The organism is Pseudomonas sp. HP_12 (assembly GCF_055283955.1).
The window spans coordinates 171,462-196,558 of the sequence record NZ_JBTOQG010000023.1 but is presented as its reverse complement, the minus strand read 5'-3'; the positions used below and the strand labels follow the sequence as shown (position 1 = coordinate 196,558).

General features: G+C 60.9%; 21 protein-coding genes. 11 read left to right on the top strand and 10 right to left on the bottom strand.

All coding sequences use genetic code 11. From position 1 onward, the window contains the following. Positions 1-82 precede the first annotated feature (82 nt). Positions 83-952, top strand: coding sequence for a MurR/RpiR family transcriptional regulator (locus ACYASU_RS16170; RefSeq protein ID WP_065992054.1), 870 nt, complete (start codon positions 83-85; stop codon positions 950-952). A gap of 39 nt (positions 953-991) precedes the next feature. Here the strand turns inward: ACYASU_RS16170 and ACYASU_RS16165 are convergent, their stop codons facing one another. The 10 genes from ACYASU_RS16165 to edd all read right to left on the bottom strand — a co-directional run bounded on the left by ACYASU_RS16165 (position 992) and on the right by edd (position 13,123). After that, positions 992-1,867, bottom strand: a complete 876-nt coding sequence (locus ACYASU_RS16165) for an aldose epimerase family protein (RefSeq protein ID WP_463583376.1) — start codon at positions 1,865-1,867, stop codon at positions 992-994. A gap of 168 nt (positions 1,868-2,035) precedes the next feature. Beyond that, complete coding sequence (locus ACYASU_RS16160) at positions 2,036-3,391, bottom strand: carbohydrate porin (RefSeq protein ID WP_192171796.1); 1,356 nt, start codon at positions 3,389-3,391, stop codon at positions 2,036-2,038. Between the two features lie 137 nt (positions 3,392-3,528). Next, positions 3,529-4,689 (bottom strand): ABC transporter ATP-binding protein, encoded by a 1,161-nt coding sequence (locus ACYASU_RS16155; protein ID WP_122535892.1) that lies wholly within the window; start codon positions 4,687-4,689, stop codon positions 3,529-3,531. Positions 4,690-4,691: 2 nt separating this feature from the next. Further along, entirely contained in the window at positions 4,692-5,537 is an 846-nt protein-coding gene (locus tag ACYASU_RS16150; RefSeq protein ID WP_133772127.1) for a carbohydrate ABC transporter permease, read from the bottom strand. Next, positions 5,530-6,438, bottom strand: coding sequence for a carbohydrate ABC transporter permease (locus tag ACYASU_RS16145; RefSeq protein WP_037014845.1), 909 nt, complete (start codon positions 6,436-6,438; stop codon positions 5,530-5,532). The genes ACYASU_RS16150 and ACYASU_RS16145 overlap by 8 nt, the downstream gene beginning before the upstream one ends. A gap of 156 nt (positions 6,439-6,594) precedes the next feature. Beyond that, positions 6,595-7,881: an ABC transporter substrate-binding protein gene (locus ACYASU_RS16140; protein ID WP_463583375.1), complete on the bottom strand. Its 1,287-nt coding sequence runs from the start codon at positions 7,879-7,881 to the stop codon at positions 6,595-6,597. A 138-nt stretch (positions 7,882-8,019) separates the two neighbouring features. Further along, positions 8,020-9,480, bottom strand: coding sequence for an ATP-binding protein (locus tag ACYASU_RS16135; RefSeq protein WP_282369619.1), 1,461 nt, complete (start codon positions 9,478-9,480; stop codon positions 8,020-8,022). Between the two features lie 6 nt (positions 9,481-9,486). Next, complete coding sequence (locus ACYASU_RS16130) at positions 9,487-10,224, bottom strand: response regulator (RefSeq protein WP_122535887.1); 738 nt, start codon at positions 10,222-10,224, stop codon at positions 9,487-9,489. Between the two features lie 101 nt (positions 10,225-10,325). Further along, positions 10,326-11,300: a glucokinase gene (locus ACYASU_RS16125; RefSeq protein WP_282369618.1), complete on the bottom strand. Its 975-nt coding sequence runs from the start codon at positions 11,298-11,300 to the stop codon at positions 10,326-10,328. Further along, on the bottom strand, positions 11,297-13,123 hold the full coding sequence (gene edd, locus ACYASU_RS16120) for a phosphogluconate dehydratase (protein ID WP_192171800.1): 1,827 nt from the start codon (positions 13,121-13,123) through the stop codon (positions 11,297-11,299). The genes ACYASU_RS16125 and edd overlap by 4 nt, the downstream gene beginning before the upstream one ends. Positions 13,124-13,357: 234 nt before the next feature. On the opposite strand from edd, the gene gap reads away from it, so the two are divergent. The 10 genes from gap (at position 13,358) to gcvP (ending at position 25,042) form a co-directional block, all read left to right on the top strand. Then, the gene (gap, locus tag ACYASU_RS16115) at positions 13,358-14,359 is read left to right on the top strand and encodes a type I glyceraldehyde-3-phosphate dehydrogenase (protein WP_122535884.1); all 1,002 of its coding nucleotides are present in this window, start codon (positions 13,358-13,360) and stop codon (positions 14,357-14,359) included. A gap of 224 nt (positions 14,360-14,583) precedes the next feature. Continuing rightward, the gene (locus tag ACYASU_RS16110; RefSeq protein WP_463583374.1) at positions 14,584-15,099 is read left to right on the top strand and encodes an RNA polymerase sigma factor; all 516 of its coding nucleotides are present in this window, start codon (positions 14,584-14,586) and stop codon (positions 15,097-15,099) included. 141 nt (positions 15,100-15,240) lie between these two features. Next, positions 15,241-15,426, top strand: coding sequence for a FecR/PupR family sigma factor regulator (locus ACYASU_RS16105; RefSeq protein WP_463583373.1), 186 nt, complete (start codon positions 15,241-15,243; stop codon positions 15,424-15,426). Between the two features lie 181 nt (positions 15,427-15,607). Further along, positions 15,608-17,965 (top strand): TonB-dependent hemoglobin/transferrin/lactoferrin family receptor, encoded by a 2,358-nt coding sequence (locus ACYASU_RS16100; RefSeq protein WP_463583372.1) that lies wholly within the window; start codon positions 15,608-15,610, stop codon positions 17,963-17,965. An 89-nt stretch (positions 17,966-18,054) separates the two neighbouring features. Further along, positions 18,055-18,654: a biliverdin-producing heme oxygenase gene (locus ACYASU_RS16095; protein WP_463583371.1), complete on the top strand. Its 600-nt coding sequence runs from the start codon at positions 18,055-18,057 to the stop codon at positions 18,652-18,654. Between the two features lie 93 nt (positions 18,655-18,747). Further along, the gene (locus ACYASU_RS16090; protein ID WP_463583370.1) at positions 18,748-19,200 is read left to right on the top strand and encodes a YbaN family protein; all 453 of its coding nucleotides are present in this window, start codon (positions 18,748-18,750) and stop codon (positions 19,198-19,200) included. A 184-nt stretch (positions 19,201-19,384) separates the two neighbouring features. Beyond that, the gene (locus tag ACYASU_RS16085; RefSeq protein ID WP_346627019.1) at positions 19,385-19,735 is read left to right on the top strand and encodes a DUF5064 family protein; all 351 of its coding nucleotides are present in this window, start codon (positions 19,385-19,387) and stop codon (positions 19,733-19,735) included. Between the two features lie 91 nt (positions 19,736-19,826). Further along, complete coding sequence (locus tag ACYASU_RS16080) at positions 19,827-21,335, top strand: sigma-54-dependent transcriptional regulator (protein ID WP_192171806.1); 1,509 nt, start codon at positions 19,827-19,829, stop codon at positions 21,333-21,335. A gap of 454 nt (positions 21,336-21,789) precedes the next feature. Then, positions 21,790-22,173, top strand: coding sequence for a glycine cleavage system protein GcvH (gene gcvH, locus ACYASU_RS16075; RefSeq protein ID WP_192171807.1), 384 nt, complete (start codon positions 21,790-21,792; stop codon positions 22,171-22,173). Positions 22,174-22,183: 10 nt separating this feature from the next. Then, positions 22,184-25,042, top strand: coding sequence for an aminomethyl-transferring glycine dehydrogenase (gene gcvP, locus ACYASU_RS16070; RefSeq protein WP_463583369.1), 2,859 nt, complete (start codon positions 22,184-22,186; stop codon positions 25,040-25,042). Positions 25,043-25,097: the final 55 nt, after the last annotated feature.

Sequence of the window (25,097 nt, the reverse complement as noted above, 5' to 3'; positions counted from 1 at the left end):
GACAGGCTAAAGGCCGAAATTCCCTCACTGCAAATAAAGGCCTGTCGACCGGCCTGTCGCCGTTTCATCAGAAGGACAAACAATGGACCGCGTACGCAATCTTCTGGAGCAGATCCAGAGTCGTCTGGAAGAGCTGAACAAGGCCGAGCGCAAGGTCGCCGAGGCGATTCTGAGCAACCCGCAGCAGGCCACCCGGTTCAGCATCGCTGCGCTGGCCCAGGCCGCGAAGGTCAGTGAACCGACGGTCAACCGTTTCTGCCGCTCGTTCGATGTCAGCGGCTATCCCGAGCTGAAGCTGCAACTGGCCCAGAGCCTGGCCAGCGGCGCCGCCTACGTCAGCCGCGCCGTGGAGGCCGATGACAACCCGGAAGCCTACACCCGCAAGATCTTCGGCAGCGCCATCGCGTCCCTCGACAGTGTGTGTCAGGTGCTTGACCCCAACCTGATCAGCAAAGCGGTCGACCTGCTGATTCAGGCGCGGCAGATTCACTTCTTCGGCCTCGGGGCTTCGGCGCCGGTGGCACTGGACGCGCAGCATAAATTCTTCCGCTTCAATCTCGCCGTCACGGCCCACGCCGACGTGCTGGTGCAGCGCATGCTGGCCTCGGTGGCGCACACCGGCGAGCTGTTTGTGATCATTTCCTACACCGGGCGCACCCGCGAGCTGGTGGAAGTGGCGCGCATCGCCCGTGAAAATGGCGCGTCGGTGCTGGGCCTGACCGCTGCCGACTCGCCGCTGGCGAAGGCCAGCACGTTGAGCCTGAACATTCCGCTGCCGGAAGACACCGACATCTATATGCCCATGACGTCCAGGATCGTCCAGCTGACAGTGCTGGATGTGCTGGCGACCGGCATGACCCTGCGTCGGGGCGTCGACTTCCAGCCGCACCTGCGCAAGATCAAGGAAAGCCTGAATGCGAGCCGGTACCCGGCGGACGATGAGCTGAATTAAGGGAACGCCTCATTTGCAGGCGATCCCCCGCTCCCACACTCAATGAACCAGGCTTGCCTGCAGGCTTAAGCTGGCGTGCTGCCCGGGCGCCAGGCTCAAGCAATCATCCACACCCGACGCCGCCTCGACGCGCAAGAAACCCATCGCTTCATCGCCACCCACGCCGAGCAAGGGTCGACTGCCGGGGTGCCAGACGACGGTGCTGTCGCTGTCGCCGGTGTCGATGCTCAACCGCCGCTGCCAGGCGTCGTCTTGTAGTTCCAGCAGGCCTGCATGCTCGAACACCCGCTGACAACTGCCATGAACCCGAAGCTCGCCCCGCTGCTCGCAAGCGCTGCGACTGAGTTCGTCATAGCCGTGGGCACCGTCGAGCCCCTGCAACGCGACGTCCGCCACATCACTGATGCGCCAGTAGGCGTGCAAGCCATGGCCGAAGTGACAAGGCTCGCTGTCGTCGTGACGCGTCTCCAGGCGCAGGTCCATCGAATGCCCGAGCTCGGCATAAAGATCGGCCTGCCAGTCCCACAGCTTGAGTTGCCAGCGCAATGTGACGCCCGCCTCGTGCTCGTGGCTTTCGACCAGTTTCCAGTCGAGGAGTCGGCCCCAGCCGTTGGCCGGCCAACCACTCTCCCCCGGATGACGTCCGACCCAGGGCCAACTGACCGGCACGCCACCGCGGATCGCGCCGACCAGGGGCCAATGGGCAGCACACCACAACCACGGCTTCTGCCCGGCAGGTTCAAAATGCAACAGCTGAGCGCCCTGCCGACTGAACACGGCCTGGCACTGCGCGTGATTGATCACCAGCACATCACGCTGTTGGTAGCGTTCCCACTGAAAGGTCGGTTGCGGTCGCACCGCGGTGAAGAAACGCTGAAGAGGGTGCTCGGTTGAGCCGAGGTCCCTGAAGGGCATCGTTGTCGCACTCCAGATGGCGGTCACTCGTCACGCGAGAAAAAATGCCCCGAACGCGGAGCCATTGCTACGGAATAAATAGCGCGAAAAAAAACGGGCAGCTTGGCTGCCCGTAAAGCACACACGACCCTTGATCGTTTGTGGAGCGCGGAGGAGCGTCCGCTTAACTTAGAACTTCGACTGAATCTTGATACCGGCAACCAGTGCGTTCTGAACGTCGTCCACACCGCCCGGGCTCTTCACGTACTGCAGGTTGGGACGCACGGTCAGCCAGTCGGTTACGTGCACGCCGTAGTAGATTTCCGAGTTGTATTCGGTCTTCTGGATCGGCAGGTAGCCTGGGTTGTCGTAGTCTTCGATGCCGTTGACGGCGTTGACCAGACGACGGTTGTCCTGGGCATCATCGTTCACGTGGATACGCGCGACGCCGATACCGATGTCATCCTTCGGACGTGCATCGAACGGGCCTTTGTAGACGAAGCCGACCTGCTGGTAGTTGTCGACGAAGTTGGTGGCTTTGTCGTGCACGGTCGCGTTGGCGAAAATGCTCAGACCACGGGATGCGTCGCCGTTGTGCGCGGTCAGCTGTTGCTGAGCCACGACCCACCAGCCGTGCTTGTCTTTGTGGGACTTGAAGTCACCGCCGGCGATTGCCTGAGGCTGACCGTTTTCGTTCTCGTAGAGATCATCGGCGCTTGGGTTACTCACGTAGTAGCCCAGACGGTATTCGCCTGGCAGCGAGTTGACGTTCGGCGACCACACCACTTCAACCGGTACCACGGTGCCTTTGGAGCCGCTGCCGCTGAGTTTGAAGCTGTTGCCGGTTTCGAGGTACGAAGGGTTCTGCTCGTAGACGCCGATCTGGGCGAACAACTCAGGCGTGATGTTGTACTTCACGCGGGCAGCCCACTGGCTGACGGGCCAGTTGTACCAGGTGTTGACGTAGTTACCGACTTGCGAGCCGCAGAACGAAAGGTTCTGGAAGTCGCAAGGGAAGCTGTTGAAGTCTTCGCCTTCACCAAAACGACCAACCTTGATGTCCAGCTTGCCGTCGAAGTACTTCTGCTTGACCCACATCTGGGTCAGACGCCAGGTCTGGCCACGGCCCCAGACTTCCTGGGAGGAGCTGAGCGTGCCGGCACGCGGATCGCCGATACGGTCGTTGGAGATGTTGTTGCCGCTACGCTCGGTGATCGCGAGCTTGAACTCTGCGTCGTGCCAGCCGAGGATTTTTTGCAGGTCCATTTGTACGCCGAACGCAAACTGGTCGCTGTAGCGGCCGGTTCTGTCGTCGTTATAACCACCGTTGAGGTTGGAGGCGGCTTCGCCTACGTACTCGATCGGGAAGTCGTAACCCTTGTCGTACAGCTCTTGACGCAGACCACCCCAATCGCCGGTCATGTGCTCGCTGGCTTTGAAAGGCTCCATTGCAGACGCCGTTCCGGAAATCGTCAACGCGCTCAGGACAGACAACCCACCGATCAGCTGAAACTGGTTAAGCGACTTGTTACGTACCTTTTTCATCCCTTGGATCCTCGTTTTATTGTTATTAGCTTTTGAACAGCGTTGTAACCACGTACATCGTGTGCATGACGGGTTTTGTACGGCAGACATCCACCCGTCACAGGTGCTCGTTTGTGCAGTGCTCCTGCACGTCGGGATCAGTTGCGGTTGAGCCGCGTGACATTCCCCATGTTCTCCACCGACTGACTCGGTGCCAGGACGCCAAGGCGCTCGCCGGTTTTGGCGTCGAACAGCAGAACCTTCGCCGGATCGAACTGCAACGTCAAGGTCTCGCCCACAGCGGGTGCAATATCCGGCGCCAGACGGCAGCAGACCTTGCTCTCGTTGAGGGTAACGAATACCAGCGTATCCGGGCCAGTCGGCTCGGTCACCTGGACTTCCGCGCGAATGGTCGGCAGACCGGCAGCATCACCGGACGCTAGCACGATTTGCTCAGGACGCAGGCCCAGAATCACCTCACGGTCCTCAAGACCGGCGTCGTTCATGCTCATCGGCAGCTCGCAACGGGCCTGACCGCTGTCGAGCAGCGCGACGAGGCGACCGTCCTTGCGTTGCAGACGCAGCGGGATGAAGTTCATCGGCGGCGAGCCGATGAAGCTGGCCACGAACAGGTTGGCCGGATCGTTGTAGATCTGCTTTGGCGTGCCGAACTGCTGAATGATGCCGTCCTTCATGACCGCCACTTTGTCGCCCAGTGTCATCGCTTCGATCTGGTCGTGGGTCACGTAGACCGTGGTGGTCTTCAGGCGCTGGTGCATCAGCTTCATTTCGGTACGCATCTCGACGCGCAGCTTGGCATCGAGGTTCGAAAGCGGCTCGTCGAACAGGTAAATCTTCGGCCGACGGGCCAGCGCCCGGCCCATGGCCACGCGCTGTTGCTGACCACCGGAGAGCTGCCCCGGCTTGCGATTGAGCAGGTGTTCGATCTGCAGCAGCTTGGCGACCCGAGCCACTTCGGCGTCGATGTCGGCCTGATTCATCTTGCGAATCTTCAGCCCGAACTCGATGTTCTCGCGCACGCTCATGGTCGGGTACAGCGCGTAGGACTGGAAGACCATCGCGATGTCGCGATCCTTCGGGCTCATGCCGCTGACGTCCTGATCACCGATCATGATCGCGCCGCCGGTAATGTTTTCCAGCCCGGCGATGCAGTTCATCAGGGTCGACTTACCGCAGCCCGAAGGGCCGACCAGAATCAGGAACTCGCCTTCTTTGATGGAGAGTTCGATGTTCTTCAGGGTGTCCGGCAAACCGGCCCCGTAAGTCTTGTTTACATTGCGTAGTTCAAGCGTTGCCATGATTACCCCTTGACTGCGCCGGCCGTGAGCCCGCGCACGAAATACTTGCCTGCGACCACGTAGACCAGCAGGGTCGGCAGACCGGCGATCATCGCCGCCGCCATATCAACGTTGTATTCCTTGACGCCTGTGCTGGTGTTGACCAGGTTGTTCAGCGCGACCGTGATCGGCTGAGAATCACCGCTGGAGAACACCACGCCGAACAGGAAGTCGTTCCAGATCTGGGTGAACTGCCAGATCAGGCAGACCATGATGATCGGCGTCGACATCGGCAGAATGATCCGACGGAAGATGGTGAAGAAGCCGGCGCCATCCAGACGTGCCGCTTTCACCAGTGCGTCCGGAATACTGACGTAGTAGTTGCGGAAGAACAGCGTGGTGAACGCCAGACCGTAAACGACGTGGACGAACACGAGACCTGTGGTGGTGCTCGCCAGGCCCATTTTGCCCAGTGTGAAAGACGCCGGCAGCAGGACGGTCTGGAACGGCAGGAAGCAACCGAACAGCAGCAGGCCGAAGAACAACTGCGAACCGCGAAAGCGCCACATCGACAGCACGTAGCCGTTCAGCGCACCAATGGTGGTGGAGATCAGCACCGCCGGAACGGTGATCAGGAACGAGTTCCAGAAGTAGCCCTTCACCGTCGCCCAGGCTTTGATCCAGCCGATGGCCGTCACTTCGGTCGGCCAGCTGAGCAGGTTGCCGCTGCCAATGTCTTCCGGCGACTTGAAGCTGGTCAGCAGCATCACCACCAGCGGCACCAGATAAATGAATACCGCAACGATCAGCACCGCATAGATGGCGACGCGGCTCAGGCTGAGGGCGGGCTTGTTGGCGAGACTAGTCATTGCGCTTGGCCCTCAGCTCGGAATACAGATAAGGCACGAGGATGGCGAGAATCGCGCCGAGCATCAGGATCGCACTGGCGGAACCCATGCCCATCTGGCCACGGCTGAAGGTGAACGAGTACATGAACATCGCGGGCAGGTCAGACGAGTAGCCCGGGCCACCGGCCGTCATGGCCGCGACCAGGTCGAAACTCTTGATGGCGATGTGCGCCAGAATCATGACCGCGCTGAAGAACACCGGACGCAGGCTTGGCAGCACGACCTTCCAGTAAATTTTCGGCATGCTCGCGCCGTCGATCTGCGCAGCGCGGATGATCGACTGATCAACGCCACGAAGGCCGGCCAGGAACATCGCCATGATGAAGCCCGACGCCTGCCATACCGCAGCGATCACCAGACAGTAAACGACGCGGTCCGGATCGATCAGCCAGTCCAGGCGAAAGCCTTCCCAGCCCCAGTCACGCAGCAGTTTGTCCAGACCCATGCCCGGGTTGAGCAGCCATTTCCAGGCCGTACCGGTGACGATCATCGAGAGCGCCATCGGGTACAGATAAATGGTACGGATGAAGCCTTCGCGGCGGATGCGCTGATCCAGAAAGACCGCCAGCAGCACGCCAACCACCATGCTGATGCCGATGAACATGCCACCGAACACCGCGAGGTTTTTGCTGGCTACCCACCAGCGATCGTTGTCGAACAACCGCGCGTATTGCGCCAGACCCACGAATTTGTAGGTCGGCAGGAAAGTCGAGTTGGTGAACGACAGAACGAACGTCCACAGGATATAGCCGTAGAAGCCCACCAATACGATGAACATGCTGGGCGCCAGCACCAGTTTGGGTAGCCAGCGCTGCAGTGCATCGAACGGCGAGGCTTTGCTGAACACAGCAACAGAACTCATGGTGAAATCCAGTACAGAAGAATGAAGAGTGCAAACACGCCGCCTTCTGCAGGAGTGAGCTTGCTCGCGAGGCGGCGTGTCAGTGCCGTCTGTATTGGCTGACATGACGCCATCGCGAGCAAGCTCACTCCTACATGGAGCAAGCGGTGTTACGGCTTACTTGGCAGACTTGATCGCAGCGCCCAGCTTCTTCGCCGCGTCGGCCGGATCGGCTTTCGGGTCGTTGATGAAGTTGGTCACGACGTCAAAGAAAGCGCCCTGCACGGCCAGTGTGGTGGCCATGTTGTGCGCCATGCTTGGTTGCAGGCCGCCGGTTTTGGCGTCAGCCAGGAAGTCCTTGGCAGCGGTCTGGGCGCACGAGTCGAAACCGTACTTGCCCATGTCAGCCAGCATGTCGTTGCGAACAGGAATCGAGCCTTTGTTGATGCTGAAGACTTTCTGGAAGTTTTCACCCAACACGACCTTGGCGATGTCCTGCTGACCAGCAGCAGTACCTGCATCCTTCTGCTTGAACACAGCCAGGGAGTCGATGTTGTAGGTGAAGGCCTTGTCGGTGCCCGGGAACGCTACGCACTCGTAGTCCTTGCCGGCGACTTTCTTGGCAGCGGTCCATTCACTCTTGGCCCAGTCACCCATGATCTGCATGCCGGCCTTGCCGTTGATGACTTTGGCGGCTTCCAGGTTCCAGTCCTGGCCTTTGCCGTCGGCATCCATGTAGGTGGCGACTTTCTTCAGCTCGGTGAGCGACTTGACCATTTCAGGGCCGGTCAGCGCAGCGTTGTCGAGGTCGACCAGTGCCTTTTTGTAACCGTCAGCGCCCATGACAGAGAGAACGACGGCTTCAAAAACAGTGCTGTCCTGCCAAGGCTGGCCACCGTGGGCCAGAGGGATGAAGCCTGCCGCTTTGAGCTTGTCGCCCGCTGCGTAGAATTCTTCGAGGGTGGTAGGGGCTTTTTCGATACCGGCTTTCTTGAAGACTTCCGGGTTGATCCACAGCCAGTTGACGCGGTGGATGTTCACCGGCACGGCGACGTAGTCACCGTCGTACTTCACGGTGTCGGAGACTTTCTTGTCCAGCAGGCTGTCCCACTTCTCCTCTTTGGAGACGTTTTTCAGCACGTCGGTATCAAGCAGGCCGGTAGAGGCCCATTCCTGGATGTCCAGGCCCTTGATCTGGGCAACGCCAGGCGGGTTGCCAGCAACGGCGCGGCTTTTGAGCACGGTCATTGCAGTTGCACCGCCGCCGCCTGCGACAGCGCCGTCTTTCCAGGTGAAACCGTCTTTTTCAACTTGCGCGCGGAGCACATCGACAGCGGCTTTTTCGCCACCGGACGTCCACCAGTGCACAACTTCGACGGTGCCTTTGGCATCAGCTGCCATAGCGCTCAGAGGGAACAACGAGGCGAGGGAAATAAGTGCAGCGAGACGGGAAATCGAATTCATATCTGACCTTTCTTGTTGTTATGCATGAGCAAGTCGTGGCGCTTGCGCTGCGTGGATTCTAACCAAGGGGTTAGAGCGGACGGTAACGAAGGGATGCGCAAATGTCACAGGGCTGTGACATTGAGGAAAGGAACCAGATTACTCCACACCACGCGGCAGATAGAGCGTGACCCGCAACCCGCCCTCGCGCATGTTCTGCAATGTCACTTCGCCGCCGTGGCTGTGGGCAATATTGCGGGCGATTCCGAGCCCTAACCCATAGCCCTGCTGGTGTTTGCCGGCCAGCCGGAAGTGCGGTTCGAAGACTTGTTCCATTCGCTGTTCAGGCACGCCCGGGCCTTCATCTTCGACGTGAAGAATGAACGCGTCGGCGTCGTCTTCAACGAACAGGTGCGCACGGTCGCCGTATTTGATGGCGTTATCGATCAGGTTGCCCATGCACCGGCGCAGCGCCAAGGGCTTGCCGTAGTACATCGACATCGCCTTGCCGTGCAACGTGACACGGCCTGCACCGTCAGCCGAGAGATAGGGCTCGATCAGGCAATCCAGCGCGTGATTGAGGTCGACCGGCTCGATGTTTTCGTGAATGTCGGTGTCCTTCACGCACTGCAACGCGCCTTTGACCAGCAACTCCAGCTCATCCAGGTCACGGGTGAATTTGGCCTGCATCTGTTCGTCTTCGAGCAGCTCGACGCGCAGCCGCAAGCGAGTGATCGGGGTGCGCAGGTCGTGGGAAATCGCGCTGAAGAGCTGGCCGCGCTCGGTCAGGTAACGGCTGATGCGATCGCGCATGGTGTTGAACGCGCGGGTCACTTCCACCACTTCACTGCCGCCGCCCTCCACCACCGGCTCGACGTCAGCGCCCAACGACAGATCCCGCGCGGCATGGGCCAGACGCTTGAGCGGCCCACTCTGCCAGTGCACCAGCAGACCGATGAAGACCAACAGAAAAATACTGGTCAAAGCAATGAACCAGACTTGCTGCGAGGGCAGGCCTTCCGCTTCGAGCATGGTGTAGGGCTCAGGCAGCAGCGAGGCGATGTACAGCCATTCGCCGGGCGACAGCTCGATCTGCGTGACCAGCACGGGCGGATTGACCGGTTCAAGGGTCAGCGCGTAATGGGCCCATGAGCGCGGAAGTTCGTCGAGTCTGAGACCGCTGTTGAAAATGCGCAGGTCTTCGGGACGCACGAAGCGGACGAGGATGTCGGGATCAGCGCCGAGGTTCTGCCGCAGCACCTGACCGACCACATCGATGACCGCTGTCTTGCGCACGGTGGGCTCAAGCACCTGCATTTCCAGCGGTCGATCGTTGAGCGACACGAAGAAACGCGTGCCGCCCATGCTGCGCAATTGATCGAGCACCAGCGGCCGAAACGCAACGGGGAGCGAGCGGAAGTAACTCACACTCGCCGCCATGGAAAAACCCAGACTGCGGGCGCTGGTGACCAGGCCTTCCATCTGCGTGGCGCGCAGTTGAGAGAGCCAGATCAGGCTGGACAGGGTTTGCGCCAGCAACACGGCGAGCAAGGTCAGCAGCAGCATGCGTCCGAGCAGCGAACGCGGCACCGGCAAGCGGCGTTTCCTGTCAGTCACCATTGAGTATCAGTAACCGTTGCCGGCTTGGGGGAGCACATTGGCTGCCAGCAGATAACCACTGCCTCGCACGGTGCGGATCAAACGCGGAGCCTTGCCAGTGTCACGCAAACGCTGACGCAGGCGGCTGACCGCCATGTCGACGATGCGCTCCAGCGGCATCAGCTCACGGCCACGGGTGGCGTTGCCGATGGTGTCGCGATCAAGAATCTGTTGGGGATTGTCGAGAAACAATTTGAGCAGCGCGAAATCGGCGCCGGACAAAATCACTTCTTCACCGTCGTTGTGAAACAGCCGATGACTGACCATGTCCAGCCGCCATTCATCGAACACCAGCACCTCACCGCCGCTGCGCTCCTGGCCGAACTGGGCGCGACGCAACAGTGCCTTGATCCGGGCCTGAAGTTCACGGGGGCTGAAGGGTTTGGCCATGTAGTCATCGGCGCCGAGTTCCAGCCCGATGACACGGTCGGCCTCGTCGGAGCTGGCGGTGAGCATGATGATGGGAATATGCGGTTGACGCGGATGCTGCCTGACCCAACGACACAGGCTGAAGCCATCTTCGTCGGGGAGCATGACGTCGAGAATCAGCAGGTCGCTGGCCTCTTCGTTGAACGCCTGGCGAAACTCGGCCCCATCGCCGACCGTGCGCACCTGAAAACCGGATCGGCTCAGGTAGGCTTGCAGCAACTCGCAAATCTCCTGGTCATCGTCAACCACCAGAATCGATTTACTGACAGCGTTCACATGGTCGTCCTTGTGAGCAATGGATTGTTGTTATAGGTGGAGCAGTTGCGAGCTTCAAGCTTTAAGCCGCAAGCCAGCCATGCGCGGCCTTGACTTGCAGCTTATAGCTTGCCGCTAGCGCTCGCCGCATATTGATCCAGCGCCACGCCTGCGCCCATCAGGCCGGGGTACTCGGCCGTGACCAGCCAGACCGGCACGTCATTGAAGTAATCCTTCATCAGTCCCTTCTCGGCGAACGCCTTGTTGAAGCCGCTCTGCATGAAGAAATCAACGAACCGCGGGATCACGCCACCGGCAATATACACGCCGCCGCGTCCGCCGACAGTCAGTACGTTATTGCCCGCCACCCGGCCGAGGAATACACAGAACTGCTCGAGCACCGCGCTGGCGACCGGATCGCCCTTGAGCGCCGCCGAGGTAATGGCCGCCGGGGATTTGAGTTCAGGCTCGATCTCGTCCAGCCCGCAGCTGACTTGATACAGCAGCAACAGCCCGGCGCCACTCAGAATCGTCTCGGCGCTGACATGCTCGTGGGTCGCCATCAACCGCATCCACAGCAGGGCTTCGCGAGGCGTGCCGATCGGCAAATCAACGTGACCGCCCTCCCCCGGCACCGCAGTCCATCGCGCTTCGCCGCTGCGGATCAACGTGCCGACGCCAAGGCCGGTGCCTGGCCCGATCACCACCCGCGCACCACGAGGATCGCCCTTGCCATGACGCACGGTCAGGTACTCGTCGTCCTTCAGGCGGGTCATGCCCAGCGCCATGGCGGTGAAGTCGTTGACCAGGATCAGATGGTCGATCTTCAGCTCGGCGCAGAACGCCTGCCGGTTGATCTTCCAGTGGCTGTTGGTGAAGTGGAAATCATCGCCGGTCACCGGCCCGGCCACGGCCAGGCAAATGGAGGTGACATCACCGCGCTGCAATTCCAGGTCCTGCAAATAGACCGTCAGGGCCTTTTCAGGACTGGCGTAATCGACCGTCGCGAATACGCGAATCGAATGCAACTGATCGTCTTCCCAAATGGCAAACCGCGCATTTGTGCCGCCGATATCACCCACCATCGCCAATGTCACTTGAGCGTCTCCAGATTCGAAGTAAAGGCGCTGGCGCCCTTCTCTGCCGAGCTGAAGGCCATGCGCATGAAGCCGAACAATTCGCGCCCGCTGCCCACGTTATGGGACAAGCGACCGATGGCCGGCTCTCTGGCGGCCAATTCTGCCGGTTCGACCAGAACTTGCAACGTTCCTTTCACGCCATCGACACGAATGAGATCCCCATCACGTACCAACGCCAGCGGTCCGCCGTCGGAGGCTTCCGGGCAAACGTGAATCGCCGCCGGGATTTTCCCGGACGCGCCGGACATGCGCCCGTCAGTAATCAGCGCTACTTTGAACCCACGGTCCTGCAGCACGCCCAGGAACGGCGTCATCTTGTGCAGCTCCGGCATGCCGTTGGAGCGCGGCCCCTGGAAGCGCATCACCGCCACGAAATCGCACTCCAGTTCGCCCGCCTTGAAGGCGTCGGCGAGGTCCTGCTGGTCTTCGAATACTTTGGCGGGCGCTTCGACGATCTGATGCTCCAGCGCAACGGCAGAGACCTTCATCACGCCACGGCCCAGGTTGCCTTCCATCACCCGCAGGCCACCCTCGGCCGAGAACGGACGGGCAATCGGACGCAGGACGTTTTCGTCCAGGCTTTCGATCGGGCCATCTCGCCACACCAGTGTGCCTTCTTCCAGGAACGGCTCCTGGGTGTAGCGACGCAGACCACGGCCCATGACCGTGTTGACGTCTTCGTGCATCAGGCCCGCATCGAGCAGCTCGCGGATCAGGAACGACATGCCGCCGGCAGCCTGGAAGTGGTTGATGTCGGCTTTGCCGTTCGGGTAGACGTGGGACAGGGTCGGCACGACTTCCGACAGATCGGCCATGTCCTGCCACGTCAGCTGAATGCCCGCGCACTGGGCAATCGCCGGCATGTGCAGCGTGTGGTTGGTGGAACCGCCCGTCGCGTGCAGGGCAACAATCGAGTTGACCAGCGAACGTTCGTCCACAATCTCTCCGAGAGGGATGAAGTCGCCGCTTTGTTTGGTCAGACGCGTGACCTGGAACGCCGCCTCGCGTGTCAGGGCATCGCGCAGCGGTGTGTAGGGATTGACGAAAGAGGCGCCCGGAAGATGCAGACCCATGACTTCCATGAGCAACTGGTTGGTGTTCGCCGTGCCGTAGAACGTGCAGGTGCCCGGGCCGTGGTAGGACTTCATCTCCGAGTCCAGCAGCTCTTCGCGAGTCGCCTTGCCTTCGGCGTAGCGCTGCCGCACGTCGGCTTTCTCTTTGTTGGAGATGCCCGAGACCATTGGCCCGCCCGGTACAAAAATCGTCGGCAGATGACCGAAACGCAGCGAGCCCATCAGCAGGCCCGGAACGATCTTGTCGCAGATGCCCAGCATCAGCGCGCCGTCGAACATGTTGTGGGACAACGCCACCGCCGTTGCCATCGCAATGACTTCTCGGCTTGCGATACTCAATTCCATGCCCGGCTCGCCCTGGGTGACACCGTCACACATGGCCGGAACGCCACCGGCAAACTGCCCCACCGAGCCGATTTCGCGCAGCGCTTTTTTGATCTGTTCGGGGAAGTGTTCGTACGGCTGATGCGCCGAGAGCATGTCGTTGTAGGAAGAGACGATGGCAATGTTGGCCGCATTCATCATGCGCAGGCTGTTCTTGTCTTCGGGACCACATGCCGCGACGCCGTGGGCGAAGTTGGCACATTGCAACTTGCCGCGCATCGGCCCGTCGCTCGCCGCACCCCGGATCAATTGCAGGTAGCGTTGACGGGTTTCACGGCTGCGAGCAATCAGCCGTTCGGTTACCTCAAGGACGCGGGGATGCATGTCATGGACTCCAGGCTAGCGATGTGGTCACTCGTTCAGGCGCTTTCACCAGGCTGCGATCAAATCCGGGGCTCAGACGAGAGCGACGGCAAGCACTTGATTTTCAGCCAGTTGTGACGGCCAGACGGGTTTCTATTTGTAGATAAAACAAAATACTGCCACTAAAAGGGGTTGTTTTCTATTTTTATGAGAATAATCTTGTAATTCCAACAACAAATTCTTGAGGACGGGTGTATGACTCTCCGCATCGCAATCAATGGCTTTGGCCGAATCGGCCGCAACGTCCTACGCGCACTCTATACCCAAGGCTACCGTCAGGACCTGCAAGTCGTCGCCATCAACGACTTGGGCGACAGCGAGATCAACGCCCACCTGCTGAAATTCGATACGGTTCACGGGCAATTCGACGGTTCCGTTGAACACGATCAGGAAAGCCTGACCGTCAATGGTGACCGAATTGCGGTCAGCGCGATCCGCAACCCGGCCGAGCTGCCGTGGAAATCCCTGGACATCGACGTTGTGTTCGAATGCACCGGCCTGTTCACCGACCGCACCAAAGCCGCTGCCCACATCACCGCCGGCGCCAAGAAAGTGATTATTTCTGCACCGGCCAAAGGCGCCGATGCGACGATCGTCTACGGCGTTAACCATGATGTACTGCGCCAATCCCATCAGGTCATCTCCAACGCATCCTGCACCACCAACTGCCTGGCGCCGGTCGCCCAGGTGCTGAACCGTGAGCTGGGCATCGAGAGCGGTCTGATGACCACCATCCACGCCTATACCAACGACCAGAACCTGATCGACGTCTACCACACCGACCCGTACCGCGCGCGTTCGGCTACCCAGTCGATGATCCCGAGCAAGACCGGCGCTGCCGAAGCGGTCGGCCTGGTACTGCCGGAACTGGCAGGCAAGCTGACCGGCATGGCCGTGCGTGTGCCGGTGATCAACGTGTCGCTGGTCGACCTGACCATTCAGCTCAAGCGCGACGCGACGGCCGAAGAAGTCAACGCGATCATGAAAGAAGCGGCCCAGCATTCGAAAATCCTCGGCTACAACACCCTGCCGCTGGTTTCCCACGACTTCAATCACAACCCGCTGTCGTCGATCTTCGATGCGAACCACACCAAAGTCAGCGGTCGCCTGCTGAAGGTGCTGGCGTGGTACGACAACGAATGGGGCTTCTCCAACCGCATGCTGGATAACTGCCTAGCGTTGATGAACGCCGAGTAAGCAAGTAATAGGATCCCCTCAATGTAGGAGCGAGCTTGCTCGCGAAGACGGAATTCAAGCCGCTGGACAGTCAGCGGATTTACCAGGCTCTTCGCGATCAACTCCCTCCCCGGTAATGACTGCCGTCCCGGCGAACGGCCCTTACAATCTGTGCAAATCCCTGCCTTGACCTGATGTCTAGATGATAAGCATTATCATCTACTGAATTCTCGTCGGGTGTCCCCGTGACTCAGTCGCACTTCAATACCGTCTTCCTCGCCCGGCGAACCATGCTGTTGCGCACGCTTCAGCGCATGGTCCGCAGTCACACCGCCGCCGAAGACCTGCTCCAGGAAACCTACCTCCGTGTCACCCGCGCGCTCACCGAAAGAGCCATCGAGCACCTCGAACCCTTCGTCTTCCAGACCGCGCGCAATCTGGCCCTGGATCATCTGCGCGCCCGCCGCGTTCACGCGCGCACCATCAATGACGATGCGCCGATCAGCGATATCCATAATGTCGTCGCCCCCCACTCCGCGCTGGAGGATGCAGCCCACGCCAACCGTCTGCTGGAAAGCCTGAGCACGAGCCTGGAAACCCTGTCGCCCCGGCAGCAGAAAATCTTCACCCTCAGTCGGCTTCACGGCGCAAGTTATCTGGAAATCGCCGAGCAACTGGGCGTGTCCACCAGTACCGTGCAAAAAGAATTGAAGCTGATCATGACGCTCTGCCTGAGTGTCGCGGCGCGCCTGGATCACTGAGTTTCATCCGCAAGAATTCGTCAGTGGGTGCTTCTGAGTGACGCTACAATGCCGGCCAAACCGTGGACCTGAGGACGCTCCTTGACGGACTCCCAATCACCCCGCCGCGCTCAAGCCGATGCATCGGGCGCTGCCGAGACGATGGATCAGGCCCTGACCTGGCTGATCGAGCTGGAACTCGCAGATGCCGCAACCCACGCGCGCTTTCTAGAATGGCTCGGAGCCGATCCCGCCCACCGTGAAGCGTTTGCCAGCGCCGAGGCCGTGTGGCACTCGCAAACGGTATTCGATGCAGCAGCGGTGCTGGCTGTGCGGAAAAAAACCTGACGCCGGACTGCGCTCGCCAAGCTGCGGCGCCATGGCTTCAAACCTGATGATCTGACACTGACCGAAATTATTTTTACGCGATAGCCGCGACCCGTACGTCTAGTCATAGCCAATGCAACTGATTCCTATTTGAATCATCTCGCAACAACTATGACGACCCGCACGACAGGGAGCGCTATCCATGCTGTCCAGCTTCAACCCCGCCTCACCCAGCTCGCCGAACACCACTCACCACCTCGGGCTTTCCCTGCTGACCATCGCCGTTTTGGCTGCCGCGGTGCACAGCCCCGCCGTCGCTGCCGCCGAGCAAACCAGCGAGCTGGAACTGGAGCAGATCACAGTCAGCGCCACACGTCAGGCGCAGTCGGTGGGTTCAGTACCCGGCACGGTGACCGTGCAGGACCGAGCGTCGCTGGATCGTCGCAACGTCAACAGCGTTCGCGACCTGGTACGCGACGAGCCTGGCGTGTCCGTGGGCGGGGCCGGCCAGCGTGCGGGCACCAGCGGCTACAACATCCGCGGCATCGATGGCGACCGGATCCTGACGCAGGTGGATGGCGTCGAAGTGCCGGACAACTTCTTCCAGGGCCCTTTCGCCAACACCCATCGCAATTACGTGGATCCGGAGATCATCAAGCGCGTCGAGATCCTGCGCGGGCCTGCGTCGGCACTGTATGGGAGCAGCGCCATTGGCGGGGCGGTGAGTTATTACACCCTCGACCCCGGGGACATCATCAAGCCGGGCAAAGATGTCGGTGCCCGCCTGAAAACCGGCTACAGCTCGGCGGACAACAGCTGGTTGAATTCATCTACGGTTGCCGGCCGCGCGGGGGATGTCGACGGTTTGCTGCACGTCAGCCAGCGCAACGGCCACGAGCTCGAGTCCTACGGTGAGCATGGCGGGACCGGGCTGTCCCGTACGGCAGCCAACCCGGAAGACGCCCGCGCAACCAATGTGCTGGCCAAGCTGGGCTGGAACTATGGCGACAATGATCGTCTGGCGTTCACTTACGAGAAGTACAAGGACGATACCCATACGAATCAGAAGAGTGTGGTGGGTGGGCCTTTCAATGCCGGTGTTGGCTTCGGCTACTACGGTTCACGCGAAGGAAACGACGTTATCACCCGAGAGCGGTTTGGCCTGGAAAACAGCTTTGCGCTGGACAGCGTGCTGGCTGACAACGCCAAGTGGAGCTTGAACTATCAGATTGCCAAGACCGATCAAAATACCGTTGAAAGGTATCTACCCTCCAACCCCAGAAGCGGGGCGGTTTCGCGAGATGTCTGGCGCACCCGCGACACCCACTACAAGGAACGCCAATGGATCCTCGACGCACAGCTGGATAAAGCGTTCGACCTTGGCGACACCCAGCACTTGCTGACGTACGGCACGACCCTCAAGCAACAGAAGGTGACAGGGCTTCGGACAGGATCAGCCACCTGTGCGTCGGTCGTCGGAACCTGCCGCACCCTCGGTGCAGTCAGCACCACTGCCTCCGACATCGTGGCACCCACCCACGACTTCCCGAATCCGACGATCACCACCTACGCGCTGTTCGCCCAGGATCAGATCAAGTGGGGCGACTGGACCTTCATGCCCGGCGCCCGCTACGACTACACCACGCTCGAACCAGACGCCACAGATTCATTCCTCAAAAGCGTCAACCTGAAAAGCAAGAGCGAGTTCGACGACAGCACCAAAAAATGGCATCGCCTGTCACCCAAGCTGGGGCTGACGTATGCGTTCAACGACGCCTACACCTGGTACGGCCAGTACGCCGAGGGCTTCCGCACGCCGAGCGCCAAAGCCTTGTATGGCCGCTTCGAAAACACCCGGGGCAATTACGTCGTCGAGCCCAATCCCGACCTGAAACCGGAGACCAGCAAGAGCTACGAAACCGGGCTGCGCGGTCACTTCGACGAGGGCACGTTTGATCTGTCACTGTTCTACAACACGTATCGCGACTTCATTAATGAGGACGCAGTGATTCCAGCCAACTCCACCACCACGACCTTCCAGTCCAACAACATCAGGCACGCCACGATCAAGGGCGTTGAGCTCAAGGCCCGTTTGGACCTGGACAGCTTCGGCGCACCCGAAGGCCTCTACACCCGAGGCTCGCTGGCCTATCTGTACGGTCGCAACAACGACACCGGCCAGCCCCTCAATAGCATCAATCCGCTCACCGGCGTAGTCGGGCTGGGTTATGACCAGAGCAACTACGGCGGCTTGCTGAACTGGACGCTGGTCAAGCGCAAGACGCGGGTCGACACCAGTAACTACTACGCCCCCGACGGTGCCACCCGGTTCAAGACGCCGGGCTTTGGCCTCGTCGATCTGACGGGCTATTACAAAGTCACCAACGACGTCACGGTCAGCGGTGGCCTGTACAACCTCGCGGACAAAAAATACTGGCTGTGGGATGACGTGCGCGGCTACGACAGTGTCGGCGAAGCCGGCGCCACCGCCCCCGCCAACCTCGACCGGCTGACCCAGCCAGGCCGCAATTTTGCCGTGAACGTGGTGTGGGATATCTGACCGATCCCCATTGCAGGTGCGTGATTTTTTACGCGCCTGCAACGCTCGTTCGTCTTGTTAACAAACGCCTCATTTACAGGGAAGACCCTATGACCGACAACGCCATTCGTCGCTCGCAACGACTGAACCAGATCACCCATGCCCCCCATGAACAACTGGACAAGGCGGTGAAAGCCAACGCGCCGTTCGAGACACTGGCCAGCTACCGCCGATTCCTCAGCGCCCAATACCTGTTCCAGGAAGAGCTGAAAACGCTGTACACGCACCCGCAGTTGATTGAGCTGATTGCCGACCTGCCCGATCGATGCCGCGCCGAACAGGCAAAAGCCGATCTGCTTGATCTTCAGGCTGACATGCCTGCCCCGGTCGCCGGCGCGGTCGATGGGCCCAGCCTTGCCGAGGCGCTGGGCTGGCTGTTCGTGTCGGAGGGTTCGAAGCTGGGCGCCGCCTTTCTGATCAAACGCGCCGTGGCCTTGAACCTCAGCGAGACGTTCGGCGCGCGCCATCTGGGTGAACCGTCAGGCGGTCGCGCCGAAGGCTGGAAACGCTTCGTCCGGATCATTGACGATCTGCCGTTCAACGCCGAACAGGAGCGCGAGATAGACCGTGGCGCAGTGGCGGCCTTCGAACGTTTCAACGTGCTGCTGCAGCACGCCTACGCTCCAGCGTCTGAAGCGGAACCCGCCTGACGCCGGGCCTTTTGCGCCCGGCACTGATAAGCTGAGCGCCTTTGCGGGACCTGAAAATCCCGCAACACCTGTTCACTCTGCATTACCGAGACCATGACCCGTACTCCACCCGGCAGTAAACTGTCCCGCATCCTGTTTGGCATTCTCGCCTACGTGAGCCTGACCATCGGCATCATCGCGATTTTCATTCCGGGCCTGCCCACCACCGAATTCATTCTGCTGGCGGCGTGGGCGGCGACGCGTAGCTCGCCGCGCTTGAGCGCCTGGCTCGAGAATCATCGGGTGTTCGGACCGATGCTGAGCAACTGGCGAAACGGCAAGATGATTGCGCGCAAGGCCAAGATCAGCGCCACGGTCACCATGCTGATCTGCGCGGTCATGATGCTGGTGCTGCTGAAACACAATTGGTGGATCTACTTCGCGGTAGCCGGCATGGTGCTGGTCAATCTGTGGATCTGGTCACGGCCTGAGCCTTCGCGCCTTTCGCCCGCACAGCCGCCGTCGCCGTCGCCGTCGCCCAATCGTCACGACAATCCCGGACACTGAAATGCAAGACCGGCTTCAGCCGGGAAGAGGCCGGTTTGAACGCCGCTGGTCAAGCGCTGCTGCACCTGACGCTTTCCCGGCTAAAGCCGTCCCACCAACAGCGCGCCGCATATGAACCTGAACCCGAGGCAGCCCCCGGCGGTCTGTCCTCTTAGGTCCATCACCTTTCCCCGGAGCCATTGCCATGTTCGAGCCAGGTCATCTGCACATCGTCCACCCCGCTCTGCAACCACACGATGTCGGCTACGACCTTCACATTCGTTACGAAGTCAGCCAGACCGATTCGGGACCGGGCATGCAGTTCACCCTGGAAGGCGACATCAATGGCCAGGCGGTCAGCGAAACATTCGAGCTGCCGAAGGACAAGGCCTACAACTTCGCCAGTGATGCCTCGCGCAGACTCGAAAAGCATGGCCTGCCGAGAACCACTGACCTGCATGCGATGCACGGCGAGTACGACCGAATGTTCGAAGACATCCGCCACACGCTCGATATGAAATCCGGTGATCCGGTGAAGCCGGAGCATCTGGAATAGACCAGCACGCTGACCCGTCTCGGGACCGCGATGGGTGATGAGATTACTGGCATAATCGCCTCCCTCACTCCCGCGGGTCCTTTCTCTCCCCATGCGCATTCACGTCACGTTCATCGACCGCGTCGGCATCACTCAGGAAGTGCTTGCCATCCTCGGCGCGCGCAACCTGAACCTCGATGCCGTGGAAATGGTACCGCCCAACGTCTACATCGACGCGCCGACGCTGAGCCATGACGTGCTTGAAGAACTCAAGGACCGGCTGTTTCGCGTGCGCGGCGTGGAAGCGATCACAGTGGTCGACATCCTTCCCGGCCAGCGCCGCCACTTGCAGTTGGATGCCCTGCTGGCAGCGATGACCGACCCGGTGCTTGCCCTCGACAGCGCCGGCCATGTGCTGCTGGCGAACCCTGCCCTGGTCGCGTTGTATGGCCGGGAACCGACGGGAGAATCGATCGGCGAACTGTTCTCCGATGATGGCCTGCAATCGGCGCTGCTGGAAAACGGCTTTCGTCTGCCACTGCGCGAGGTCACGCTCAACGGCGAGGCCTTGCTGCTCGATGCCACACCAATCACCGACGCGGGCGCATTGCTGACCCTTTACCAACCGAGCCGAATCGGAGAACGCCTGTCGGCGTTGCACCACGATCACGCCGAAGGGTTCGACGCGCTGTTGGGCGACTCCGCGCCAATCCGTACACTTAAAGCCCGCGCCCAGCGGGTCGCGGCACTGGATGCGCCGCTGCTGATTCAGGGCGAAACCGGGACGGGCAAGGAGCTGGTGGCGCGGGCGTGTCATGCCGTGAGCGCGCGCAATGGCGCGCCTTTTCTCGCGCTCAACTGCGCGGCGCTGCCGGAGAACCTCGCGGAGAGCGAACTGTTCGGCTACGCCCCCGGTGCCTTTACCGGTGCACAGCGGGGCGGCAAACCCGGGCTGATGGAGCTCGCCAACAAGGGCACCGTGTTTCTTGACGAGATCGGCGAGATGTCGCCGTATCTGCAAGCAAAACTTCTTCGCTTCCTGAATGACGGCAGTTTTCGGCGGGTCGGCGGCGACAAGGAAGTGCAGGTCAACGTGCGCATCCTGAGCGCCACCCACCGCGACCTGGAAAAAATGGTCGCCGAGGGCACCTTTCGCGAAGACCTGTTCTATCGCCTGAACGTGCTCAATCTGGACGTGCCGCCGCTGCGTGAACGCGGTCAGGACATCCTGATGCTGGCGCGCTATTTCATGGAGCAGGCCTGCACGCAGATCCAGCGACCGGTCTGCCGCCTCGCCCCGACCACCTACCCTGCTCTCCTTGGCAATCGCTGGCCGGGCAACGTTCGCCAGTTGCAGAACGTGATCTTCCGCGCGGCGGCCATTTGCGACAGCTCGCTGGTCGACATCGGCGACCTCGACATCGCCGGCACGTCGGTGGCGAGGGGCAGTGATGGGGAAATCGAAAGCCTTGAAGCGGCGGTCGAAGATTTTGAAAAGTCGCTGCTGGAGAAGCTCTACAGCCAGTATCCCTCGACCCGGCAACTGGCCGCGCGGCTACAGACATCCCACACGGCGATCGCCCATCGGCTGCGCAAATACGGCATTCCCGGAAAAAGCTAAAAGCTCGACGGAGATTCACGGTCACTCAAGCGCCGCCATCTCGGATCAATCCCCGGTCGGGTGGGAGCGAGCTTGCTCGCGAAGACATTACCCCTGCCGCTGCATATTCGGCGACTGTACCTGCCCCTTCGCGAGCAAAGTGGAGCGCCACCCCGGTCGCTCCCACAAGTCCGAGACATGTCACGCACCTGCGGCGCCCGGAACGGAATCGAAACACCGTATTGAAATCGTTCCATCCATCCAAACACAACTTCTTTGGCGTCCGGACGTTGAAACTCGACCAAAGCTCCTATACTCCGTATCGATTTCGTTCCAGCACCTGCCCCTCGAAAAACCATAGCCAAGGCCCGAGCCCAACGTTTACGCCCCCTTCCCCACTTTGGCCGCAAACTTGCTATGCACTCACCCCATCACGCCCGGGCATAACGGGCGATTTATCATCTGGGGAGATTTCATGAGCGAGTTGCGCTTTACCGAAGACCACGAGTGGCTGCGCGCCGAAGCTGACGGCAGCGTCACAGTCGGCATCACCGCCTTTGCGCAGGACGCACTGGGTGACGTGGTTTTCGTGCAACTGCCGGAGCTGCAGTCCTACGACAAAGGCAACGAAGCCGCCACCGTCGAATCGGTCAAAGCCGCCAGCGGCGTGTACATGCCCCTTGATGGCGAAGTCGTCGAAACCAACTCCGCGCTGGATGCCAACCCGGAGTTGGTCAACAAAGACCCGCTGGGCCAGGGCTGGTTCTTTCGCTTTATTCCCTCCAATCCCGATGCTGTCGGCCAACTGCTGACCCAAGACGCCTATGATCGTCTGATCAAAGCCAACGCCGAAGCCTGAGGAGCGCGCAATGACTGACCGTATTGAACTGAGCACCGCCAACGAGTTCATCGCCCGCCACATCGGCCCGCGTGCCGCTGATGAAAAAGCCATGCTCACCACCTTGGGCTATGACTCCCTCGACGCGCTGACCGCCAGCGTCATCCCTGAATCCATCAAAGGCACCAGCGTTCTCGGCTTGTCCGCCGGGCAAAGCGAAGCCGATGCGCTGGCCGACATCAAAGCCATCGCCGGCAAGAATCAGCTGTTCAAAACGTACATCGGCCAGGGTTACTACAACACCCACACGCCAGCGCCGATCCTGCGCAATCTGCTGGAAAACCCGGCCTGGTACACCGCTTACACGCCGTATCAGCCGGAGATTTCCCAAGGCCGTCTGGAGTCGCTGCTGAACTTCCAGACCCTGATCAGTGACCTGACCGGCCTGCCGATCGCCAATGCCTCTCTGCTCGACGAAGCCACCGCCGCTGCCGAAGCCATGACCTTCTGCAAACGCCTGAGCAAGAACAAGAGCAGCAACAAGTTCTTCGCCTCCGCCCACTGCCACCCGCAGACCCTCGACGTGCTGCAAACCCGCGCCGAGCCGCTGGGCATTGAAGTGGTTGTCGCGGACGAAGCTCAACTCACCGACGTCAGCGAGTTCTTCGGCGCGCTGCTGCAATACCCGGCCAGCAATGGCGACGTGTTCGACTACCGCGAACTGGTCGAGCGCTTTCATGCCGCCAATGCCCTGGTCGCCGTGGCAGCGGATCTGCTGGCCCTGACCCTGCTCACCCCGCCCGGCGAATTTGGCGCTGACGTGGCCATCGGCAGTGCGCAGCGCTTCGGCGTGCCACTGGGTTTCGGCGGCCCGCACGCGGCCTATTTCTCTACCCGTGACGCCTACAAGCGCGACATGCCCGGCCGGCTGGTCGGTGTGTCCATTGACCGCTTCGGCAAGACCGCCCTGCGTCTGGCCATGCAAACCCGCGAGCAACACATTCGTCGCGAGAAGGCCACCAGCAACATCTGCACCGCGCAGGTGCTGCTCGCCAACATCGCCAGCATGTACGCCGTTTACCACGGCCCGCGCGGCCTGACCCGCATCGCCAACCGCGTGCATCACCTGACCGCGATTTTCGCCGAGGGCTTGAATCAGCTGGGCTTGAAGGCCGAGCAGTCGTTCTTCTTCGACAGCATCACCCTGAACACCGGCGCGAAAACGGCCGATCTGCACGCCAAGGCACGCGCCCACGAAATCAACCTGCGTGAAGTAGACGCCGAGCGTCTGGGCGTTTCGCTCGACGAAACCACCAAGCCAGCCGACGTCGAAGTGCTGTGGTCTCTCTTCGCTGCTGAAGGCCGGGCCCTGCCTGACTTCGCCGCGCTGGCAGACAGCGTGGAAGCGCGCCTGCCTGCAGAGCTTAAGCGCCAGTCGGCGATCCTCAGCCATCCTGTGTTCAATCGCTACCACTCCGAAACCGAGCTGATGCGCTACCTGCGTCGTCTGGCGGACAAGGATCTGGCACTGGACCGCACGATGATCCCGCTGGGCTCGTGCACCATGAAGCTCAACGCCGCCAGCGAAATGATCCCGGTGACCTGGGCCGAATTCGGCAACCTGCACCCCTTCGCCCCGGCCGAGCAAAGCGCCGGTTATCAGCAACTGACCGACGAACTGGAAGCGATGCTCTGCGCCGCCACCGGTTATGACGCGATCTCTCTGCAGCCAAACGCTGGCTCCCAGGGCGAGTACGCCGGTCTGCTGGCGATCCGTGCTTACCACCAGAGCCGTGGCGATGAGCGTCGCGACATCTGCCTGATTCCGTCCTCGGCCCACGGCACCAACCCGGCAACCGCCAACATGGCCGGCATGCGCGTGGTCGTGACCGCTTGCGACGCCCGCGGCAACGTCGACATCGAAGACCTGCGCGCCAAGGCTATCGAGCACCGCGAACACCTCGCGGCACTGATGATCACCTACCCGTCGACCCACGGCGTGTTCGAAGAAGGCATCCGCGAAATCTGCGGCATCGTTCATGACAACGGCGGCCAGGTGTACATCGACGGCGCCAACATGAACGCCATGGTCGGCCTCTGCGCACCGGGCAAGTTCGGCGGCGACGTGTCTCACCTGAATCTGCACAAAACCTTCTGCATCCCCCATGGCGGCGGCGGCCCGGGCGTTGGCCCGATCGGCGTGAAATCGCACCTGGCGGCGTTCATGCCGGGTCACGCGAAGATGGAGCGCAAGGAAGGCGCGGTCTGCGCGGCGCCGTTCGGCAGCGCGAGTATCTTGCCGATCACCTGGATGTACATCCGCATGATGGGCGGCGAAGGCCTCAAGCGCGCTTCGCAACTGGCGATCCTCAACGCCAACTACATTTCCCGTCGTCTGGAAGAGCACTACCCCGTGCTCTACACCGGCAGCAACGGCCTGGTCGCCCACGAATGCATTCTCGACCTGCGCCCACTGAAGGAAACCAGCGGCATCAGCGTTGATGACGTTGCCAAGCGCCTGATCGACTTCGGTTTCCACGCCCCGACCATGTCCTTCCCGGTCGCGGGTACGTTGATGATCGAGCCGACCGAAAGCGAATCGAAAGAGGAGCTGGACCGCTTCTGCGACGCGATGATCAAGATCCGCGAAGAAATCCGCGCGGTCGAAAGCGGCGTGCTGGACAAGGACGACAACCCACTGAAAAACGCGCCGCACACCGCCGCTGAACTGGTGGGCGAATGGAGCCATCCGTACAGCCGCGAGCAGGCCGTCTACCCTGTGGCGTCGTTGATCGAAGGCAAATACTGGCCGCCGGTCGGTCGCGTCGACAACGTGTTCGGCGACCGCAACCTGGTCTGCGCCTGCCCGTCGATCGAAGACTACGCTTAAAAAACCACAAGAGCCTGGCCGCGAGCCGCACGTGAAAGCCGATGAGGTTTCGCTT

Bases quoted from the DNA above. Each gene is read 5' to 3' on its own strand.
- ACYASU_RS16170 (WP_065992054.1), top strand. From the start codon at position 83: ATGGACCGCGTACGCAATCTTCTGGAGCAGATCCAGAGTCGTCTGGAA.
- ACYASU_RS16165 (WP_463583376.1), bottom strand. From the start codon at position 1,867: ATGCCCTTCAGGGACCTCGGCTCAACCGAGCACCCTCTTCAGCGTTTC.
- ACYASU_RS16160 (WP_192171796.1), bottom strand. From the start codon at position 3,391: ATGAAAAAGGTACGTAACAAGTCGCTTAACCAGTTTCAGCTGATCGGT.
- ACYASU_RS16155 (WP_122535892.1), bottom strand. From the start codon at position 4,689: ATGGCAACGCTTGAACTACGCAATGTAAACAAGACTTACGGGGCCGGT.
- ACYASU_RS16150 (WP_133772127.1), bottom strand. From the start codon at position 5,537: ATGACTAGTCTCGCCAACAAGCCCGCCCTCAGCCTGAGCCGCGTCGCC.
- ACYASU_RS16145 (WP_037014845.1), bottom strand. From the start codon at position 6,438: ATGAGTTCTGTTGCTGTGTTCAGCAAAGCCTCGCCGTTCGATGCACTG.
- ACYASU_RS16140 (WP_463583375.1), bottom strand. From the start codon at position 7,881: ATGAATTCGATTTCCCGTCTCGCTGCACTTATTTCCCTCGCCTCGTTG.
- ACYASU_RS16135 (WP_282369619.1), bottom strand. From the start codon at position 9,480: ATGGTGACTGACAGGAAACGCCGCTTGCCGGTGCCGCGTTCGCTGCTC.
- edd (WP_192171800.1), bottom strand. From the start codon at position 13,123: ATGCATCCCCGCGTCCTTGAGGTAACCGAACGGCTGATTGCTCGCAGC.
- gap (WP_122535884.1), top strand. From the start codon at position 13,358: ATGACTCTCCGCATCGCAATCAATGGCTTTGGCCGAATCGGCCGCAAC.
- ACYASU_RS16105 (WP_463583373.1), top strand. From the start codon at position 15,241: ATGGATCAGGCCCTGACCTGGCTGATCGAGCTGGAACTCGCAGATGCC.
- ACYASU_RS16100 (WP_463583372.1), top strand. From the start codon at position 15,608: ATGCTGTCCAGCTTCAACCCCGCCTCACCCAGCTCGCCGAACACCACT.
- ACYASU_RS16095 (WP_463583371.1), top strand. From the start codon at position 18,055: ATGACCGACAACGCCATTCGTCGCTCGCAACGACTGAACCAGATCACC.
- ACYASU_RS16090 (WP_463583370.1), top strand. From the start codon at position 18,748: ATGACCCGTACTCCACCCGGCAGTAAACTGTCCCGCATCCTGTTTGGC.
- ACYASU_RS16085 (WP_346627019.1), top strand. From the start codon at position 19,385: ATGTTCGAGCCAGGTCATCTGCACATCGTCCACCCCGCTCTGCAACCA.
- ACYASU_RS16080 (WP_192171806.1), top strand. From the start codon at position 19,827: ATGCGCATTCACGTCACGTTCATCGACCGCGTCGGCATCACTCAGGAA.
- gcvH (WP_192171807.1), top strand. From the start codon at position 21,790: ATGAGCGAGTTGCGCTTTACCGAAGACCACGAGTGGCTGCGCGCCGAA.
- gcvP (WP_463583369.1), top strand. From the start codon at position 22,184: ATGACTGACCGTATTGAACTGAGCACCGCCAACGAGTTCATCGCCCGC.